Source organism: Cohnella thailandensis (assembly GCF_014212135.1).
GTDB classification, from domain to species: domain Bacteria; phylum Bacillota; class Bacilli; order Paenibacillales; family Paenibacillaceae; genus Cohnella; species Cohnella thailandensis.
In genome coordinates this window covers 364,155-382,397 of record NZ_JACJVQ010000017.1, presented here as the reverse complement: position 1 = coordinate 382,397, position 18,243 = coordinate 364,155, and the positions used below count along the sequence as shown (strand labels likewise).

Sequence of the window (18,243 nt, the reverse complement as noted above, 5' to 3'; positions counted from 1 at the left end):
CTCCTTATTGTAGGCCAGTTAACATTGTATTCAATAAAATATGGTAGCATAATCATTAGCCTGTTCCAAATGGGATGTCGAATAAATCCGAAAAGCTCTATCGCGACTTGTTGCATTCCCCCCTATTTTTGCTATACTCATGCTTGTTGTTCAGTTTACCGTATGTTACGGCATGGAAAGGTAGGAGCTATCCTTGAATCATTCCCGCACTCCCTTATTCGACGCCCTGCGTCGCCATGCGGAGCATAATCCGATACAATTCCACATCCCCGGCCATAAGAAAGGCTCAGGCATGGATCCGGAGTTCCGCGAATTCGTTGGTCAGAACGTGCTCGATGTCGATCTCATCAACATCGCCCCGCTCGACGACCTCCACCAGCCGGTCAGCGTCATCCTGGAGGCTCAGCAGCTGGCAGCCGATGCGTTCGGAGCGGACGCTACCTTCTTCTCCGTTCAAGGAACGAGCACCGCGATCATGACGATGATCATGAGCGTGTGCGGCCAAGGCGACAAAATCATCGTCCCCCGCAACGTTCACAAATCGGTTCTGTCCGCGATCATTTTCTCGGGGGCTCGCCCGGTGTTTCTATCGCCTGTCCGTGACCGTAATCTCGGCATCGACCACGGCATTACGACCCGTTCGGTGCGCCGGGCGCTCGAACGCCATCCGGATGCGGCTGCCGTACTCGTCATTAACCCGACCTATTACGGAGTCTGCGCGAACCTGAAGGAGATCGTCGATCTCGTGCACGAATACGACATTCCCGTGCTCGTGGACGAAGCGCACGGCGCTCTCATTCACTTCTCCGACGAGCTCCCCTTGTCGGCCATGCAAGCGGGTGCCGACATGGCGGCGACGAGCGTGCATAAGCTGGGAGGATCGATGACTCAGAGCTCCATCCTGAATATCCGCTCCGGTCTCGTCAACATCCAGCGCGCCCAGACGATCTTCAGCATGCTGACGTCGACGTCGACGTCCTACCCGCTGCTCGCGTCGCTCGATACCGCCCGCAGGCAGCTGGCGCTGCACGGCAGGGAGCTCGCCGGCCGCGCGGTCGCGTTGGCGCAGCAAGCCCGAGCGGCCATCAACAAGATCGAAGGCTTGTACTGCTTCGGCGAAGATCTGCTTGGGGACGAAGCTACCTTCGACTACGACCCGACGAAGGTCACCGTTCACATCCGTCACCTCGGCATGACCGGCTACGATGCCGAGAACTGGCTGCGGGAAAAGTTCAATATCGAGGTCGAGATGAGCGATATGTACAACATCCTCTGCCTCATCACGCCGGGAGACAACGAAGAGACGATCGGCATTCTGGTGGATGCGCTCGCCCGCATGGCAGACGAGTTCCTTCATACCCGCGAAGTGAAGGAGCTGATCGTCCGGATTCCGGAGATCCCGCACCTTTCCCTCACTCCGAGGGACGCCTTTTACGGCGAGACGGAGATCCTTCCGCTCACCGAATCGGCCGGCCGGATCATCGCCGAGTTCATCTACGTGTATCCGCCGGGCATTCCGATCCTTCTGCCGGGGGAAGTCATCTCGCAGGATAATATCGATTACATCGTCGAACACCTCGAAGTCGGCCTGCCCGTCAAAGGACCGGAAGACCGAAGCGTCCGCAACATCAAAGTCATCGTCGAAGAGACCGCTATTTCGTAGCGGTCTTTTTTATGGATTTTGCAGCTATAAGGAAACGATTGCCAGCCGCGGCATGCTGGTGCTATCATTTGGTTTAGGGGGTGCAGCCGATGAGTCAAAGCGCATTCATCAAGCTTGTACAAGGATCCGCCGCTTCCTCGGTAACCGTCGAAGATATCAAGGCAAGCCTGCGGCATTACCGGGAGCAAACCGAATTGACCGGCCGTCAGCTCGGCTGGAATTACGCGGAAGCAGCGTTCCCCTACACCTTCGAGAGCAGAGCGGGAGAAGAAGATCGCTGGTTCTACCTGAAGGGCAACAATCCGAAATACCGGTTTATCCTGTTCGGAACGGCCTCCCCGCCGGAAGAAGCGGGCGCGGAAGAGCCGTCTTGCATCCAAGTCGTTCTGCCGGCGGAAGCCACGCATGGGGACAAGTCCAAAGCGAACGAATACTGCAAGTGGATCGGCAAACAGCTTCAAGCGGAAGTCAAGCTGTTCAACGGACGCACGATTTATTACAACCCGCGCAAAGGCTAGATCGAAACGCACGAAGGGCTGACCTCGTCCATCCGGACGCCGATCAGCCCTTCGAATGCTTATAAGGATAAGACGAGCGAATCAGCCCTCTTCTTGAGCGACCAATTCCTCGTAAACCTTCATTACGCGTTCCCATTCCTCGTCGCTCTCGATGTTCACGAGAACCTCGTCTTCCCCGTCTTCTTCTATGCGGAAGATAACGCCGTCATCTTCCGGATCGTTGCGGTCGAGGAGGACCGCATACGCTTGATCGCCAGTCTCGAAAGTATACACAAGCACCATCTCATGTTCGTTGCCGTCTTCGTCCGTTACGATAAATACGGCTTCTTCGTCGTGATCGTGGTTGCAGTTTTCGTCATGAACATGATCGCTCATGGTGAAACCCCCGTTCAGTCAATTGAATTTACCTACCTTGGTATCCTAACATTTCCTTGCTTACCGGTCAAACGAAAGCGCCCTTCTCCGCTCGAGAAAGGCGCCTAACGATCGTCACTTGGATATAACGGTCTTCTCCGATACGACCTGCATCGTCGAACCGTCCGTCGGCTTCATCCAGAAGCGAACGGTATACTTGCCCGTGTATTTGAATTCGTAGGAGAATTTCTTGGAGGTGAACCAGAAGCTGTCCTTATCCGACGGGAAGTTGGCATCGCCGCTGCTGAGGCCGTCGATCCAGGTGCTGTCCCCGTAAGGGTCGGTTATCGTTATCTTGAAGCTGGAGATGCTTGTCTGCAGATTGTCGATCTGCGCATACACCTGAAATTCTTGAGTCTTCTGCTTCGCGACCGTTCCGAACGAGGTGGAGCCGGACATCAGGAACATGTGCACGTTCGGCTTATAAATAGAAACCTTCTTGGCGCTGTCATCCCAGAACACCATGCCCTGCACCAAGTCCCCCAGCGCCCCCGCGGAGACATAGGCGTCCTTGCCGATCAGGGTGGCATCGATATCGGAAACGTCTTGTTTATTAAAGATCACTTTGACTTTCTGACCCAGGGTATCCGCGAACACGCCCGTGCCGAACGACAAGGTCAGCACCGCGGTCAAGATTAGAAGCTTGCGGAATTTCATCCGTCATTCCCTCCGTCATCCAATTCCTTGCATGCAATTGGTTATACCGATCGCAAAGGGAAAAGTTGCGGAGAAAATTTAAAAAAATTTTAACCTTTCGCTAGCGCAGCGAAAGCGGAGGAAGGCCTTGCCGCCGGCGGCAGCGTAAGGACGCACGGAACCCCGTTGCCGACCGCTCCCGGCTTCGACATCCTCTCCAAGTAATCCAACCCTCGGTGACAGGGCGTTTTGCATGCGGCGCATGCGTCGGAAGTCACCACTTTCATTTGCGGCCGCTGGCTGTCCGCGGAGCTGCTTTTTTTCTTGACCGTTTTTTTGCCGGCTGGCTTGTTCATTTCGCATTCCCCTTAAGTTGAACGAATCGTATCTTCAACAAGGTATGCGGCTATACTTCCGGTGGTGCTCCGGCTACCATCAAGGGACGGGACTTTCGATTCCGCGGGAAAGCTTTTGCATCGATACAAATTATGGTACATTTATGAGGAATCATGTCGGATATTAACCAGTGCGTCTTATCGTAACCGGGAGGCTGCAGATGGACATTCAGATGATCGGGACAGGCAGCGCATTCGCCAAAGCCTACTACAACAATAACGCCCTGCTCCATTGCGATAGCCAAACCTTGCTGATCGATTGCGGCTTGACCGCTCCGACGGCGCTTCACCAAATGGGAATTCCGCTCAATCGGATCCATGGCATCCTGATCTCCCATATTCACGCGGACCATATCGGGGGTCTTGAGGAGCTAGCCTTCCAATATCTCTATAAATATAAGATCAAAGTCCCTCTCTTCATCGCCGAGGATTTGGCGGAGCCGCTGTGGAACAACTCGTTGCGCGGAGGACTCGAGCAAGAGGATTTCCGTCAGCTCTCCGACTATTTCGAAGTGCGCCCTCTTGCTCCGGGCGTGCCGCAGGAGATCTTCCCCGGCCTCAAGATCGAATTGATGCAAACCGATCACGTGCCGAACAAGAAGAGCTACTCCATGCTGTTCAACGATTCGTTCTTCTATTCCGCCGATATCGTCTTCAGCCCCAAGCTGCTCGAGCACCTCGTTCGGGAGAGAGGCGTCCGGACTTTATTCCACGATTGCCAGCTGCACGAGCCGGGACTCGTCCATGCCTCGCTCTCCGAGCTGTTGACGCTGCCCGACGATATTCAATCCCGTATCCGGCTCATGCATTACGGGGACGATCGCAGCGAATTCGAAGGCCGAACCGGCCGGATGAGCTTCGTGGAGCAGCACCGAATCTATTCGGTGTAACCTCATTAAGATAGCCCTCTCCGCAAAACGGGTTTATAATGAGGAAAGGTGTCTGGAAAGGTGTTGAAGCCTCTTGGTCGCGACTTACGTTATCGCCGGCATTATCGCCGTATTGCTGATCGTAAGCATTATCTGGGTAACCGGGAAAGCCTATTCCCGCAAATGGGAAGAGTAAACGAACAAGCTCCGCAGCCGGCCGATTAGCCGAGCTGCGGAGCTTGTTCGTTTATTAGCCGACTGTCGGCTACCATCTGCCGGAGAAGGAAGGAGCATCCGTTACGGCGGAGGATCTCGAGTAGACGTCGCCGATAACGCTTTGAGAGCGGTTCCCGTATACGCTGGCCATAACGTTCCTGTCATCCGGAATGACGAACCGTTGCTGGCAGGCGCTAAGTCCGCCTAACGAAGCGAGCGCGAGCGTGACGAGAATGATTTTACGGCCGTGGCTGCCTTTACGCATCTGCATGAATTGGCGCTCCTTGGACAAGTTGGAATACAGCACCATGTTGCCCTCGAAGCGCTTCTCTTATTCGTTTTTCGACTGGAATTAAAGCGCCTTCAATTCTTGCCGTCCTCCTCCCATTCCCGCTTCCATTCCCATGTGAACCGCTTGTCGTATTCCGTAGTGTCCTTGCGCACGAGATTCGTTACCGCCGCCAGAACGAAGCCGATCAAGCCGAACAATCCGATCAGCCAGATCAGCAGATACACCGGTTCTTCCATACTCGCCGCCTCCCGGTTCCTGTCGTAGTTCATATGTACGCATCCCGTTTGCCATTCATCCCTCTTCGCAACAGGTTCGGGCATAATAAATTTGGCGTTTATTGTGCAAAAAAAGAAAGGTGCAAACCCGTTGACTTCGAGCGCTCGGCTTGGTATTATTCTATTTGTCCTTACGAGACGCGATCTGGTAGCTCAGCTGGGAGAGCACTACCTTGACAGGGTAGGGGTCACAGGTTCGATCCCTGTCCAGATCACCATCCTTTAAACTACGCGGGCCCTTGAATACAAGGGCTCTTATTTTTTTGTCCGGAGACGGTTTAGTTCTCGCTCACTTGACCCACAATGGTTGTTGAAGGAGTGAGAACAACATGAAACCTAAGAACAACAACTTTCTGAAGCGACCTTTGCTGACGGCCGCCTTCGCGCTCGCGCTGCCCGGCATCGCTTTACTAACCGCCGCACCTGCCGCTTCCGCAGCCGACCCGACGGCTCCGCCCGCCTCGCTCCACGAGCATCGCGCTCCGCTTGATCTCGAAGTGTTCGGGGCGATGCAATCGGACGGGAACGCCCCGCTGCTTAAGCTGCTTAAGCTTGACGAGTCGACCTTGCGCTCCCGCCTCAGCGCCGGCGAATCGCTCGCCGATATCGCGAAGTCCCAAGGCGTATCGAAGCAGAAGGTCATCGACCTGCTCGTCAAGATGCAGAAAGAACGCATAACGGAAGCGGTCAAAGCCGGCCGTCTCACCGACGAGCAGGCCAAAAAAATCAACGAGCGCCTCGTGGAGCACACGACGCGGCTTGTGGAAGGCAACGGCAACGCCTGGCACCGGCACGGCGGGAACGGGCACCACCGCTCGAAGCGTTTGGACGAAACCGCCCAGGTGCTCGGAATCAGCTCGGACGTCTTGCTTCAAGAGCTGAAGAACGGCAAGACGATCGCTCAGATCGGCAAGGAGAAAGGAATCTCCGAGGATGCCCTCGTCTCCAAGCTGCTCGAGAAGGAAAAAGCGCGAATTCAAGAGCGGATCCACCGTGTATGGAGCAAAGCCAACCAAGCCAAGGATACGACTCCAGCCCCACAAAAGTAATTCAACTATTTTACGAGAAGTCCTTTACTTCTTCCGCGGTTGCCGCTATAATAGATCAAGTCGCGACATTACTTGATCTGGTAGCTCAGCTGGGAGAGCACTACCTTGACAGGGTAGGGGTCACAGGTTCGATCCCTGTCCAGATCACCATCTTATACAAGCCAGAGAGCCTCGGAGAGATCCGAAGGCTCTTTTTGTTTTTCCGGCACGCCTGCAACCTTCTCCCCTATCCCTGCGTCTGAATCGATACCAGCTGGCAACAAACCCAAAACCACCTACAGGGAGGATTTCATGATGCCATCCAAGCCGAAGAAGACGATCGCCTTTGCCGCCGCCGCCCTCTCCTGCGTCCTGCTGAGCGGGTCCGCATTCGCCTTTAGCGACATATCGCCGAAAGATCCGGGCTACAAGTCCATCCAAGACCTGCGCGACCGGGGAATCGTCCAAGGCGTCGGCAACAACGCCTTCAAGCCCCAAGCTCCGGTGGACGGAGCGACGGCCCTTACGCTGATCGTCAAAGGATTGAACCTGAACATCGACGCCATGAACTTTATTAAGGAGCCGAAAGCCAGCGACTACTTCACGAACGTGAAGGATAACGCCTCCTATGCGATGACGTTTATTATCGCGCAGCTGAACGGACTCGACATCCCGAAGGACATCGACCCTAGCAAGAAGATCACCCGCGAGCAATTCGCCCATTGGCTGTTCCAGGGGATCTCCACCAAAGGCGACTACGCCTTCACCGAGCAATACGTCATGCTGAACGACGAAGACAAAGTGACCCAAGCGTTCTCGAACAGCATTCAGAAGCTGCTCGTCTCCGGCATCGCCGAATTGGATAGGGAGCAAAACTTCCGTCCGCAGGACGCGATTACGAGAAGCGAAGCGGCCGTTCTGCTCGACAGGGCGATCGAATTCGTGGAGAAAACGCCGCTGCCCGAAGTGGAGGAGCCTCAAACTTCCGTGCTGAGCGACGTGAAGCTGACATCCGAGGCTTATTCGGGCGACGTAACCAAAGTGACGGTGACCGCCACCGTTCCGCATCCGGGTTACGGCATAGAGGTCTCGAGCATCGAGTTTAAAGACGGCAACGCGATCGTGCGCTACCGTTCGACTCCGCCGGATCCGGCTGCGCTGTACCCTCAGGTCATCACGGATGTGAAGACGTTCGCGTACATTCCCTCCGCCTATAAGCCGGTGCTTGGTTCGGAAGACTTCGGCTCGTCCGTCTCCTCTTCGTCCGAAGGCGCGGCAGGCGGCTCCACCGGCTTCCCGATCTACGAGTAAGGAAGGAAATAATCGAATCGAAGGCAAACAGGCAGTCCCGACGGCGTTCAACGCCGCTTGGGACTGCCTGTTGCGCGTCAAGGGAGCTCCGGAACGCTCCAGTCGATCTCTTGCTGCCCCGTTTCGCGCAGGAACGCGTTGGCTTTCGAAAACGGCTTGCTCCCGAAAAATCCATTATGAGCCGACAACGGGCTCGGATGGGCCGACGCGATGACGAGATGGCGCGAGCGGTCGATGAACGCCGCCTTCTCCTGGGCGTTTCGCCCCCACAGAATGAACACGATCGGCCGTTCCCTCTCGTTAAGCGCCGCAATGACGGCCGTCGTGAACGTCTCCCAGCCGAGTTTTTTGTGGGAATTCGGCAGCCCGTCCCGGACCGTCAGTACCGCGTTCAACAGCAGAACGCCCTGCTTCGCCCAGTGCTCCAGGAATCCATGGTTAGGAATGGGATGGCCTAGATCGCTATAAATCTCTTTATAGATGTTCTGTAGGGACGGCGGAACCCGCACCCCGGGAAGGACCGAAAAGCTGAGGCCGTGGGCTTGTCCAGGTCCGTGGTAAGGATCCTGTCCCAGAATGACGACCTTCGTGTCTTCATAGGAGGTTAAATGCAGCGCCTGGTAGATATGGTGCATGTCCGGATGAATCGTCTGTTCCCGGTACTCCTGGGCGAGCTGGCTTCGCAATTGCTGATAATAAGGCTTCTCCAGCTCCGGCTTAAGCAGCGGCTCCCAATCGTTGCGAAATATGACTGTCATGGCTGGTCCTCCGCGATTAATTAAGAATGAGTCCGATGAATGTAAACTTGATAAAAAGACGGCTGTCCAAGTTTGACCTCAACTTTATCTTAATACGAACGCTGCCGAACGCGCAACGAAAGCCCCGGGCCATGGAAGCGCCGGGGCTTTCGTTAGAACGGTTTACCGCAGAATTTCAGCTTGGCGAAGCGAACGCTCGATGTCGGCTCGCGCCTCCGCGTCCAGCGTGCGGAATGGAGCGCGCACCGGGCCGGCCGACAAGCCGACCAGCTCCATCGCGGCTTTGACCATGGCCGGCTGACCGTACTTGCGCGCCAGTTCGCGCACCGGCTGCCAGCGGTAGTAGCGCTCGAGCGCCTTCTTGTTCTCGCCGCGGCCGAATTCGTCGTACAGGGCGACGAATTCCGCCGCCATGAAGTTCGAGTTCGTCGAGGTGACGCCGTCCAAGCCGCTCGCCAAGGCGCCCAGCGCCAGACCGTCGGAGCCGCACATGACGGAGATGTCCTGGGAAGCGTAAGCTACCGTGCGTACGAGGGCGTGAAGGTCGACCGCTCCCTGCTTCACTCCCGCGACGTTCGGAAGCTTGCCGAGCTCCGCAAGCTCTTCCGGCGACAAGTGGACGCCGATGCTTGCGCTGTTATAGATCAGGATCGGGATCTCGGCCGCTTCGTCCAGCTTCTGGAAGTGGTAGGCAATGTCCTTCGGCTTGACCTCCGACACGTACGGAGGCGTCACCATCACTCCGTCGGCGCCGGCCTCCTTCGCCGCTTTGCCCAGCTCGATCGCCTCATAGGTGCCGCTCGCGGCCGTGCAGCAGAGCAGCGGCACGCGTCCCGCCGTCGCTTCGGCGGCGGCATAGAACAATTCCTTGCGCTCTTCGATCGTAAGACTCGGGTACTCCGCGTAAGTACCGCCGACGACGATTCCGTGGACGCCCGCCTCGACGAAGCGGTCGATGTTGCTTTGGAGAGCGGACGGATTAAACGACAGGTCCTCGTTCATCGGCGTGACGGCAAGCACGTAAATGCCTTTTAGCCGGCTTCTAAGTTCGGATGGGGTCATGATGATAGCCTCCTTGGATGAATGCGATTCTTGTTTCGGTTAGAAGAACGGGATTACTTGCGTCCGAGCAGAGCTTCCATCGCCGCCAAGCCGCCTTGCATCTCGGGCAGCGCTACCGAATACGACAGCCTTAGGTGATGCGGGCTGCCGAAGCCGGTTCCCGGCATGACGGCCACTCCCGCTTCCTCGAGCAGGACGGCGGCCAGGTCGTCGGCCGACTCGATCGATCGGCCGGCAATCGTGCGTCCCAACCACTCGGAAGCGTCTACCCAGACGTAGAACGCTCCTTCGGGCACGAGGCATTCGAGCCCGCGGATGCGGCGGACGCCTTCGACGAGAAGATCGCGCCGCGCCATGTATTGCTCTCGGATGACGGCCTGGTCGTCCTGAGGGCCTTCGATGGCCGCCAGCGCCGCCTTCTGTGCGACGGAAGAAGGATTGCTCGTCGTATGCGATTGCAGGCGCAGCATCGCTTCCGACACTTCCGCGGGAGCCGCGGAATAGCCGATGCGCCAGCCCGTCATTCCGTAAGCCTTGGACACCGCGTTGATGACGACGGCGCGCTCCCGCATCCCGGGGAAGGACGCGATGCTCGTAAAGCCTTCCGGCCGGAACACGAAGGAAGAGTACACCTCGTCGCTGATGACCCACAGATCGCGCTCGCGAACGAACTCGGCGAGTTCCGCCAGCTCACGCTTGGAATAGACGGCGCCGGACGGATTGTTCGGCTGGTTCAGAATGAGCAGGCGCGTAGAGCCGTTCACGTACGGGGCGAGCGACTTCGGCGTTACCTTGTAGCCGTCCGCCGCGTCCGTCTGCACGAAAACCGGCTTCGCTCCTGCGAACTTGACCTGCTCGGGGAACGACACCCAATAGGGCACCGGAATGAGCACCTCGTCGCCCGGCCGGCAGAGCGTATTGATCGTGTTGAACAGGGCGTGCTTGCCGCCGACGGTGACGACGATCTCGTCAGAGGCGTAGCTTAGCCCCATATCGCGGCTAAGCGCCTTCGAGATCGCTTGGCGAAGCGGCAGAATGCCGGCCGTGTCGGTATAGCCGGTGAAGTCGTCGTGAATGGCTTGAATCGCGGATTGCTTCGCTCGGTCGGGTGTCGGGAAGTCCGGCTGCCCGAGGCCGAGCCGGAAGAGCGGCCGCCCCTCCCTCTGGTATCTCGCCACGGTGGATTCAAGCAAGGCGGTCGGAGAAGGCAGCACGCGATCCGTCCATTCCGCGAGACGGGTTCTAAGTTGAATATTGGATTTCGTCATGGCCATCCCCTCGTTGTCGTTTGTCGTGTGATCGTCAGGAGCTTGCTACATCCAACGCGATCGTTGCGTAAACTCTCGTCGCCTTCTCCAATTCGGAGAGAGGCACCCATTCGTCCGCCGTGTGCGCCACGCTGAAATCGCCGGGGCCGTAGATGACCGACGGAATGCCGCGGGCGACGAAGTGGGTCATGTCGCAGTTGGCCGTCAGCCCCACCAGCTCGGGGCGTCGGCCGTAAACCTCCTCGATCGCGCGGGAGGCAAGGCCGACCATCGGATGATCGGGAGCCGTCTCCGAAGCGACGCCGGTCGTCGGGACGAGACGGTCGATGCGGACCCTCCCGTCCAGCTCCGGAACGCCCGAGATCACCTGTTCGATCTCGCGCAGAGCGGCCTCTTCGTCCTCGCCCGGAATAAGCCGGCGGTCGATGAGCGCCTCGCAGCGGTCCGGGATCATCGATTCCTTGATGCCGCCGCGCATGACGGTGACGGACAGCGTCGACTGGCCCGTCAGCGGATGAAGCCGGCCCGGCAGCGTCTTCCCCGCGAAGTCGTCCAAGGCGACCAGCGCGCGGGCCATCAGCATGACGGCGTTCACGCCCAGATGCGGCGTGGACGAATGCGCGGAGACGCCGTCGGCGACCAGCACCGGCCGGACGCTGCCGCGGTGGGCGATCGCGAGCTGACCGTTCGTCGCTTCGCCGACGACCGCCAGATCGCCCGTCAGTCCTTCGGGCAGCCGGCGCGCGCCGATGCTCGCCGCTTCCTCGTCGACGACCGCGGCCAGCACGACGTCGCCCGGCAGCTCGATGCCGGAGGCGGCGATAGCCTCGACGGCCGCCATCATCGCGGCGAGCGGCCCTTTGGCGTCCATGACGCCGCGGCCGTAAGCGCGATCGCCTTTGACGACCATCTCGAACGGATCCTCGCTCCAACCGGCCCCTGCGGGAACGACGTCCATATGCGTGTTCAGAATGACGGTGCGGCCGCCGCCGGTGCCCTTGAGCCTCGCCAGAACGTTCGGTCGGCCCGGCTCGATCTCCTGCAGCTCGACGACGCAGCCGGCCGATTCCATCGTCTTCGCGATATAGGCTGCCGCCTCCCCTTCCGTACCGCCCGGGTTGACGCTCTTGAAGCGGATGAGGTCTGCGAGAATCTCCAGCGTCCTCTCGGGACGGATCGATCGTTGAAGGAGGCGAAGGACGGAGTCGCGCTCCGCCTCCGGCGGCGTCGATGGCTTCGCGGTTTCGTTCATAGCGACTTCACCATTCCCCCGTCGACGAGAAGCGTCTGTCCCGTCACATAGCTGGCTCCCTCGGAGCAGAGGAACGCGACCGCTTGGCCGAGCTCGTCGGGACGGCCGTAGCGCCCGAGCGGAATGACCGCTTCCGTCTTCGATTTGTATTCTTCGGTCGTGACGCCGGCTTTCTCCGCTCTCATCCGGTCGAGGGAACGGACGCGATCGGTATCGATCCGGCCCGGAGCGACGGTATTCACGCGAATGCCGTACCCGGCCAGTTCCTCCGCCAGCGTCTTGCTCAGCCCAGCGACGCCCGTCCTCATGACGTTGGAGAGCGTGAGGCCCGGGATCGGCTGCTTTACCGATGATGAGGCGAGGTTGATGATGACGCCTCCCCGCTCCTTCAAGTGCGGCAGGGCGTAACCCGCGAGCCTCACGATGCTCATCAGGTTCAGCTCGAAGGCGAACTGCCAATCCGCCTCGCTCAACGTCTCGAACGTGCCCGCCGGAGGACCTCCGGCATTCGTCACGACGATCTGCAGCCCGCCGAACTCGGCGACCGCCCGTTCGACGCAGCGCTTCAAATCCTCGGCGGAAGTGACGTCCGCCCCCAAGCCGAGCACCTTGGCCCCCGTCTCGCCGGCAATTTCCTCGGCCGCGGCCCTAGCCGCTTCCGCATCCCTGCTGAATATCGCAACGTTCGCGCCGCCCTTCGCCAGCTCCAGCGCGACCGCCCGTCCCAAGCCTTTGCTCGCCGCGGCGACCAGCGCCGTCTTCCCCGCGAAATCGAAAACTCCGCTCATGCCGTTACCCCCTTCGCGATCGTCAGTTCCCGTGGCAGCGTCGTCAGCACTTCGCAGCCCGTCTCGGTGACCAGAATCGTCTCGCTGAAGCCGACTCCGTAGCGGTTCGGCACGCGCAGCGCCGGCGGGATGTGGAACACCATGCCCGGCAGCAGCACGCGCTCATCGTCGCGCTGCAGGCTCATGATGTGCCCTTCGCCCCAGTCCGGAGCGAATGCGGCGCCGATCGAGTAGCCCGTGCGCTTGCGGAACTGCTCGTACATGCCGGCTCGCTCGATCGTGCCGCGGCACGCCTCGTCCACCTCTCCGGCCGTGACGCCCGGCTTGATCGCGTCCAAGGCCGCGTTCAGCGAAGCGATGCACACCTCCGTCGCGCGCTTGATCTCGTCGGTCGGAGTTCCCGTATACGCGGCGCGCATCAGAGCGCCGTGGTACCGGTTGCGCGAGCCCGCCACTTCCAGAAGCAGAGTCTCGCCTTCGCCGATTACTTTGTGCCCCCAGGCGGAGTGCATGTTGCCCGATCGGTAGCCGGAGGAGATGAACGGCTCCATGCCGAGGTACTCCCCGCCGGCGAGAATCATCGCCGAGAACATCGCGGCGGCCGCCTCGTCTTCGTTCACTCCCGCCCGGATAGCGTCGAGTCCCGCTTGCATCGACTTGTCGGCGACGGCGCACGCCTCGCGAATGTAGCCGATCTCCGCCGCGGACTTCACGACCCGCAGGCTCTCGACCGTTCCTTGAGCGTCGGTCAGCCGATAGTCGCCGAGCATGACCTCCAGCTTCTTGTAATGGCGGACCGGAAGGAACCACGAGCCCGTCTCCAAGCCCAGGCCGCTCGCGGCGATCCCCACCTCCCGCACCGTGTCGGCCGTCAGCGCGACCGGATCGTTCGTGTCGTCGTACGTGCGGACCTGATCGCTCGGCAGCCAGCTGTACGTCTCCACGTTGGACAGCTCGCCGCGGCGCAGCACGAGCACCGGGTTGCCGGAAGCAGGGACGACGAGGCATTGGTACATATAGTAGCCGGGGCTTTGATAACCGGTCAGGTAGAAAATGTTCTCCGGCGTGTGGATGAGCATCCCGCTCAGATCCTGCTTGGCCAGCTCGGCTTGAAGCCGCTCAAGGCGGCTCCGAAACTCATCCCGTGAAAATACCAACGTTGTCTGCATGTTAAGTCCCTCTTTCCTGGATTGAATTTCAAGCCCGATAGGCATAGGCGTCTATTCGGATGTCCCTTAAATAAGGGATCGACTTGGCTGCGTTATGGTTTTCTTCCAGATCGATCTCGACGAGCTGCATCGCTTCCTCGTGCATGACGCCGTCGAGAAGCAGCTCGCCTCGCGGACCCGCGACCTTGTTGTTGCCGTACAGCTCGAACGCCCCTTGCCCGCCGACGCCGTTGACCGCCGCGACGAAGCACGTATTCTCGAGAGCTCTCGCGGGAAAATAGAGGTCCCAGCGATGCTTGTCCGGCAAAGAGAAAGCGGAGGGAACGACGAGCAGCTCGGCGCCTTGAAGCGCCAGCGTGCGAGACGATTCCGGGAAGCCGGCGTCGTAGCAGATTTGCACGCCCAGCTTGCCGAAGTCCAGAGCGATCGCGGCGAATCCGTTCCCCGGCACGAAGTGCTTGCGCTCGTCCTCCCAGAGATGGACTTTGTTGAAAGTCCCCGCCACGGAGCCGTCCCGCGCGAGGATGACCGCGCCGTTGCCGACGCCCGCCCCGCCCTTCAGCTTCAAGGGCATTGGCGCCACGACGTTGACCCTCGCCCGCCTGGCGGCTTCCCGCAAAGAGCGGACGATTGCCCCCTCCGCGCTCTGCGCCAGCTCTGCATACTTCTCTCCGATGAGGTCCGTATCGTAGCCGGTAAGGAACAGCTCGGGGAACACGACGAGATCGGCTCCTTGCCCGCCCGCTTCTTCGATGAAGGCGATCGCCCTGTCCGCGTTGCCCTCGATGTTCATCGGATCGCTCGCGAACTGCACGAGCGCCAGGTTGGTCTTGCGCACGGTTCTTCGCCTCCGCTTCGGTGGAATGTTGGCTGCCGGAAGCTCTCGCGATCGGCGAACTTGCCTTAATAATGGGTGATTTGATTCAAGAATTGCTTAAGCCTCGGGTGCTTGGCCGCTTCCGAGAGTTGGGAAGACGGCAGGTCCTCGACGACCTTGCCTTGATCCATGAAGATGATGCGGTCGCCGACCCGGCGGGCGAATTCCATCTCGTGCGTTACGATGACGACGGTCATTCCGTCCTGAACCAAATCGACGATAACGTCCAGCACCTCGCCCGTCATCTCCGGATCAAGCGCCGAGGTCGGCTCGTCGAACAGCATGAGCTTCGGATTCATCGCCAGCGCCCGGGCGATCGCGATCCGCTGCTGCTGGCCGCCGGACAGCTGCTCGGGGTAATGGTTGGCGCGTTCACGCAGCCGGACCCGATCGAGCAAAGAGACGGCTTTGGCCCTCGCCTCCTGGTCGCTTACGCGTCGAACGACTTTCGGAGCCAGCATGATGTTGTCGATCGCGCTCAAGTGTTGGAAAAGATCGAACGACTGGAACACCATCCCGATCTCGGAGCGGGCTTGCTTCGATTCGTAGATGTCGTGATCCTCGAAGAGGATGTGCCCCCCTTCGATCGTCTCAAGACCCGCCATGCAGCGCAGCAGCGTCGACTTGCCAGAGCCCGACGGCCCGATGATGACGACCCGTTCTCCTTCCCGGATCTCCAGCGACACGTCCTTCAAAATCTTTTCGCCATGATACGATTTGGATACTTGTTCGACTCGCAGCATTCGTTGTCAGCTCCTTCGCCCTCAGGCGGCGTTGTGGGTTTCTCGGCTGCGCCGCTTCCAAAGACGGATTGGCGAACGCTTTGCTTTGCGGCTGATGTCCAGTTTCCTCTCCAGATAGGTTTGCAAAAGGGTGAAGATCGCCGTGAACGCCAGGTAGTAGATAACGGCGGCGACCAGCGTGTCTACGTAGTTGAAGTTGGCGCTTGCCGTCTGCTGAGCCGTCATGAGCAGATCGGTGTAGCCGACGACGGAAGCCATGGCGGACGTCTTGAGCATCCCGATGAATTGGTTGGCCGTCGGGGGAAGGATGACCCGGAACGCCTGCGGCAGCACGATGTGGCGCATTCGCTGCCAGCTGTTCATCCCGAGCGCCCGTCCGGCGCGATGCTGTCCTTTGCCGACGGAAGCGAGGCCCGAGCGGACGATCTCCGCCATGTAGGCCGCTTCGTTCAAGGCCAAGGCAACCAATGCAGACTGGAAGCCCGTCAGCTTGATGCCGAATTGGGGAAGGGCGTTAAACACGAAGATCAGCTGCACGAGAACGGGAATGCCCCGGAATACCCAGATATAAGAGCTCGCCAAACCGCTCAGCGCCTTCCAGCGCGACATCTTGGCCAGAGCGACGACAAATCCGAGCACGACGGCGACGGCCTGCGCCGCCAACGTCAGCTTGATCGTATTGAGAGCTCCGACCAGGAAAGAATGGGAGGCGAGATAGTGTCCGACGTTGGTGATCAACTCTTGAAAACCGCTCATAATAAACCTCCTTCGCCGATTCCGCCGGGCTCGTCCGACGCTTCCGCGCCCATTGACGAACCGGCGGCCGCGCTAATCTGGGGTGCCGATCACTCGTTGAATAAACTCATCTCTGCAGGAAGGTTGTATTTCTCCATCAACTTATCGTAAGTGCCGTCGGCCACGAGGTTGTTCAGCGCCTCTTCGATGGCTGCCTTCAACTCGGCGTTGACGTCGCCCTTCTGGATCGCGATTCCGATCTGCGTGTCGGAGTTGATCGAATTCACGATCTCGAACTCGCCCGGCATTTCCTCCAGCAGGTACGCCGCCCCCGGAGTGGAGTGCAGAACGGCGTCGGCCCGGCCTTGCTGCGTCGCGAGCACCGCGTCGTTGGCGGTCGGCAGCGCAAGAATCTTGATCAGGTCTTTGTTCTGGCTCTTGAAAAGTTCGTTCTGCTCGTTCGCGTAAATCTCTTCGACCGCTCCTCTCGTCACCGCGACGGTCTTCCCGGACAGGTCGTCGATGGAGTGAATGTTCTTCGCATTGCCCGCTTTGACGACGATCGAGCGTCCGATGTGCATGTAAGGAACGAAGTCGACTTGTTCTTCCCGCTCCGGCTTGATGTACATCGCCGAGTTGATAATATCGATGCGCTTGCCTTGAAGCGCGGGAATCAGGCCTTCGAAGTTCATCGCTTCGATCTTCACTTGAAGCCCCATCTGCGCGGCGATCGCTTCGCCAAGCTCGATGTCGAAGCCGGTGTACTTCTCGTCCTTCATGTATTCGTAAGGAGGGAACGTCGCCGCCGTTCCGTAAGTCAGCACGCCGGAGGTGACGAGATTCGCCGGAGGCGCGACCGCCGCCGCTTGGGAAGCCGGCGCGCTCGCCGAAGGCGAAGCGACTGCGCCGCTGCCGGCGTTATTGTTGTTGTTCGAACCGCAGGCGCTCAGCAGCAGGATCGCCGCCGCCGTTGCCATTCCGATAAGTGCACGTTTGTTCTTCTTCATGATGATGAATCCCCCTCAGTTGTTGGTTTGACCACGCATGACTTCAAGAACGACCCTTTGGGTTTTCCGGTTATGCTCCATCAAGAACCGGCTGGCCTCTTCGGCTTCCCCTCTCTCCATGAGCTCCACCAGTTGACGGTGCTCGTTGAGCGATCCGTCGACCATGCCGGGCTGCACGAGCAGGATTCGGCGATAGCGTTCGCTTTGCTCCCACAGCCGCTCGATCGTCCCGAGCAGCACCGGCCTTTCCGCGAGACGGTAAATAAACATGTGGAACTCGCGGTTCGTCGCCAGAATCCGATCGGTATCCGCGTTCGGCTGATGCGCCAGCGCGTCCTGCTCGCGAAGCATCTCCCGCAGCATCGCGAGGTAATCGGAATTCAATCGCTCGGTCGCCAGCTTCACCGCCAGCCCTTCCAGGTTGCAGCGGACGAGGTAGATGTCGTCCAGATGATCCTCCGACAACGGCTTGACGGTCACGCCGCGATGAGAATGCAGGACGACCAGATCCTGCGCGGCGAGCTTGTCCAGCGCGCTGCGGACGGGCATCTTGCTGACGCCGAGCTTCGCGGCGACCGCATCCTGGTCGATCTTCTCTCCCGGAGCCAGCTCGCCGTTCAGTACCCATTGCTTCAGAACGGCGTGAACGTGCTCGGCCGCGGTTACGATGACGGGTATCTTGCTCACTTTCTCGACCCTCCTTGATGGTTGTCTCCTATCCGGCTGCAAGATTTGATCAAATATCATTGATCACCTTGTGAGGATGTCTCACATTGTAGAGTCATTTCTATATTCGTGTCAATATAGTTATCATAAAATGATTTATTTTTTGTCTTTTTGGCTAAATCCCCCGTTATATGTCACTTTATCTGTTGCAATCTTTCTTTTTCTGCTTTTATAATGGCTAATAGATTTGATCAAATATCAAATATCACGAATTCCATGTCTCTCCTCTCGAAGTTGCGTA

Annotated in this window: 21 protein-coding genes and 2 tRNA genes; 7 read left to right on the top strand and 16 right to left on the bottom strand. The window is 58.9% G+C overall.

The features are described 5' to 3' along the window. Nucleotides 1–193: 193 nt before the first annotated feature. On the top strand, nucleotides 194–1,663 hold the full coding sequence (locus H7B67_RS19960; protein ID WP_185121607.1) for an aminotransferase class I/II-fold pyridoxal phosphate-dependent enzyme: 1,470 nt from the start codon (nucleotides 194–196) through the stop codon (nucleotides 1,661–1,663). 89 nt (nucleotides 1,664–1,752) lie between these two features. Continuing rightward, entirely contained in the window at nucleotides 1,753–2,181 is a 429-nt protein-coding gene (locus tag H7B67_RS19955) for a DUF1885 family protein (protein ID WP_185121606.1), read from the top strand. 81 nt (nucleotides 2,182–2,262) lie between these two features. Here the strand turns inward: H7B67_RS19955 and H7B67_RS19950 are convergent, their stop codons facing one another. The 3 genes from H7B67_RS19950 to H7B67_RS19940 form a co-directional block, all read right to left on the bottom strand. Then, nucleotides 2,263–2,556, bottom strand: a complete 294-nt coding sequence (locus H7B67_RS19950) for a DUF1292 domain-containing protein (protein WP_185121605.1) — start codon at nucleotides 2,554–2,556, stop codon at nucleotides 2,263–2,265. Nucleotides 2,557–2,670: 114 nt separating this feature from the next. Next, nucleotides 2,671–3,252, bottom strand: a complete 582-nt coding sequence (locus H7B67_RS19945; RefSeq protein ID WP_185121604.1) for a copper amine oxidase — start codon at nucleotides 3,250–3,252, stop codon at nucleotides 2,671–2,673. 89 nt (nucleotides 3,253–3,341) lie between these two features. Then, nucleotides 3,342–3,587 (bottom strand): hypothetical protein, encoded by a 246-nt coding sequence (locus H7B67_RS19940; protein WP_185121603.1) that lies wholly within the window; start codon nucleotides 3,585–3,587, stop codon nucleotides 3,342–3,344. Between the two features lie 194 nt (nucleotides 3,588–3,781). Between H7B67_RS19940 and H7B67_RS19935 the strand changes: the two genes are divergently transcribed. After that, entirely contained in the window at nucleotides 3,782–4,516 is a 735-nt protein-coding gene (locus H7B67_RS19935; protein ID WP_185121681.1) for an MBL fold metallo-hydrolase, read from the top strand. Nucleotides 4,517–4,760: 244 nt separating this feature from the next. Here H7B67_RS19935 and H7B67_RS19930 read toward each other — a convergent pair whose 3' ends face one another. Together H7B67_RS19930 and H7B67_RS19925 are read right to left on the bottom strand one after the other, a co-directional pair. Further along, nucleotides 4,761–4,982 (bottom strand): hypothetical protein, encoded by a 222-nt coding sequence (locus H7B67_RS19930; RefSeq protein WP_185121602.1) that lies wholly within the window; start codon nucleotides 4,980–4,982, stop codon nucleotides 4,761–4,763. Nucleotides 4,983–5,074: 92 nt separating this feature from the next. Then, a complete protein-coding gene (locus H7B67_RS19925) occupies nucleotides 5,075–5,272 on the bottom strand; it encodes a hypothetical protein (protein WP_185121686.1) in 198 nt (65 codons plus the stop codon). 148 nt (nucleotides 5,273–5,420) lie between these two features. On the opposite strand from H7B67_RS19925, the gene H7B67_RS19920 reads away from it, so the two are divergent. From H7B67_RS19920 to H7B67_RS19905, 4 genes are all read left to right on the top strand, one after another. Further along, nucleotides 5,421–5,496: transfer RNA gene (locus H7B67_RS19920), tRNA-Val, on the top strand. A gap of 111 nt (nucleotides 5,497–5,607) precedes the next feature. Then, a complete protein-coding gene (locus H7B67_RS19915) occupies nucleotides 5,608–6,327 on the top strand; it encodes a hypothetical protein (RefSeq protein ID WP_185121601.1) in 720 nt (239 codons plus the stop codon). Nucleotides 6,328–6,401: 74 nt separating this feature from the next. After that, nucleotides 6,402–6,477: transfer RNA gene (locus H7B67_RS19910), tRNA-Val, on the top strand. Between the two features lie 141 nt (nucleotides 6,478–6,618). Further along, nucleotides 6,619–7,617 (top strand): S-layer homology domain-containing protein, encoded by a 999-nt coding sequence (locus H7B67_RS19905; RefSeq protein ID WP_185121600.1) that lies wholly within the window; start codon nucleotides 6,619–6,621, stop codon nucleotides 7,615–7,617. A gap of 77 nt (nucleotides 7,618–7,694) precedes the next feature. On the opposite strand, the gene H7B67_RS19900 is transcribed toward H7B67_RS19905, so the two are convergent. The 11 genes from H7B67_RS19900 to H7B67_RS19850 form a co-directional block, all read right to left on the bottom strand. Next, the gene (locus H7B67_RS19900) at nucleotides 7,695–8,375 is read right to left on the bottom strand and encodes a uracil-DNA glycosylase (protein WP_185121599.1); all 681 of its coding nucleotides are present in this window, start codon (nucleotides 8,373–8,375) and stop codon (nucleotides 7,695–7,697) included. A 162-nt stretch (nucleotides 8,376–8,537) separates the two neighbouring features. Beyond that, complete coding sequence (locus tag H7B67_RS19895) at nucleotides 8,538–9,437, bottom strand: dihydrodipicolinate synthase family protein (RefSeq protein WP_185121598.1); 900 nt, start codon at nucleotides 9,435–9,437, stop codon at nucleotides 8,538–8,540. A gap of 53 nt (nucleotides 9,438–9,490) precedes the next feature. Continuing rightward, on the bottom strand, nucleotides 9,491–10,705 hold the full coding sequence (locus H7B67_RS19890) for a pyridoxal phosphate-dependent aminotransferase (RefSeq protein WP_185121597.1): 1,215 nt from the start codon (nucleotides 10,703–10,705) through the stop codon (nucleotides 9,491–9,493). 34 nt (nucleotides 10,706–10,739) lie between these two features. Continuing rightward, complete coding sequence (locus tag H7B67_RS19885) at nucleotides 10,740–11,957, bottom strand: M20 family metallopeptidase (protein ID WP_185121596.1); 1,218 nt, start codon at nucleotides 11,955–11,957, stop codon at nucleotides 10,740–10,742. Further along, nucleotides 11,954–12,745: an SDR family oxidoreductase gene (locus H7B67_RS19880; RefSeq protein ID WP_185121595.1), complete on the bottom strand. Its 792-nt coding sequence runs from the start codon at nucleotides 12,743–12,745 to the stop codon at nucleotides 11,954–11,956. The genes H7B67_RS19885 and H7B67_RS19880 overlap by 4 nt, the downstream gene beginning before the upstream one ends. Beyond that, nucleotides 12,742–13,914, bottom strand: a complete 1,173-nt coding sequence (locus H7B67_RS19875) for a M24 family metallopeptidase (protein WP_185121594.1) — start codon at nucleotides 13,912–13,914, stop codon at nucleotides 12,742–12,744. The genes H7B67_RS19880 and H7B67_RS19875 overlap by 4 nt, the downstream gene beginning before the upstream one ends. 28 nt (nucleotides 13,915–13,942) lie before the next feature. Beyond that, entirely contained in the window at nucleotides 13,943–14,752 is an 810-nt protein-coding gene (locus H7B67_RS19870) for a nitrilase-related carbon-nitrogen hydrolase (RefSeq protein ID WP_185121593.1), read from the bottom strand. A gap of 65 nt (nucleotides 14,753–14,817) precedes the next feature. After that, nucleotides 14,818–15,534: an amino acid ABC transporter ATP-binding protein gene (locus tag H7B67_RS19865; protein ID WP_185121592.1), complete on the bottom strand. Its 717-nt coding sequence runs from the start codon at nucleotides 15,532–15,534 to the stop codon at nucleotides 14,818–14,820. 21 nt (nucleotides 15,535–15,555) lie between these two features. After that, nucleotides 15,556–16,290 (bottom strand): amino acid ABC transporter permease, encoded by a 735-nt coding sequence (locus H7B67_RS19860; protein ID WP_185121591.1) that lies wholly within the window; start codon nucleotides 16,288–16,290, stop codon nucleotides 15,556–15,558. 89 nt (nucleotides 16,291–16,379) lie between these two features. Further along, on the bottom strand, nucleotides 16,380–17,276 hold the full coding sequence (locus H7B67_RS19855) for an ABC transporter substrate-binding protein (RefSeq protein ID WP_209649184.1): 897 nt from the start codon (nucleotides 17,274–17,276) through the stop codon (nucleotides 16,380–16,382). Between the two features lie 15 nt (nucleotides 17,277–17,291). Then, nucleotides 17,292–17,963 (bottom strand): FCD domain-containing protein, encoded by a 672-nt coding sequence (locus H7B67_RS19850; protein ID WP_185121590.1) that lies wholly within the window; start codon nucleotides 17,961–17,963, stop codon nucleotides 17,292–17,294. Nucleotides 17,964–18,243: the final 280 nt, after the last annotated feature.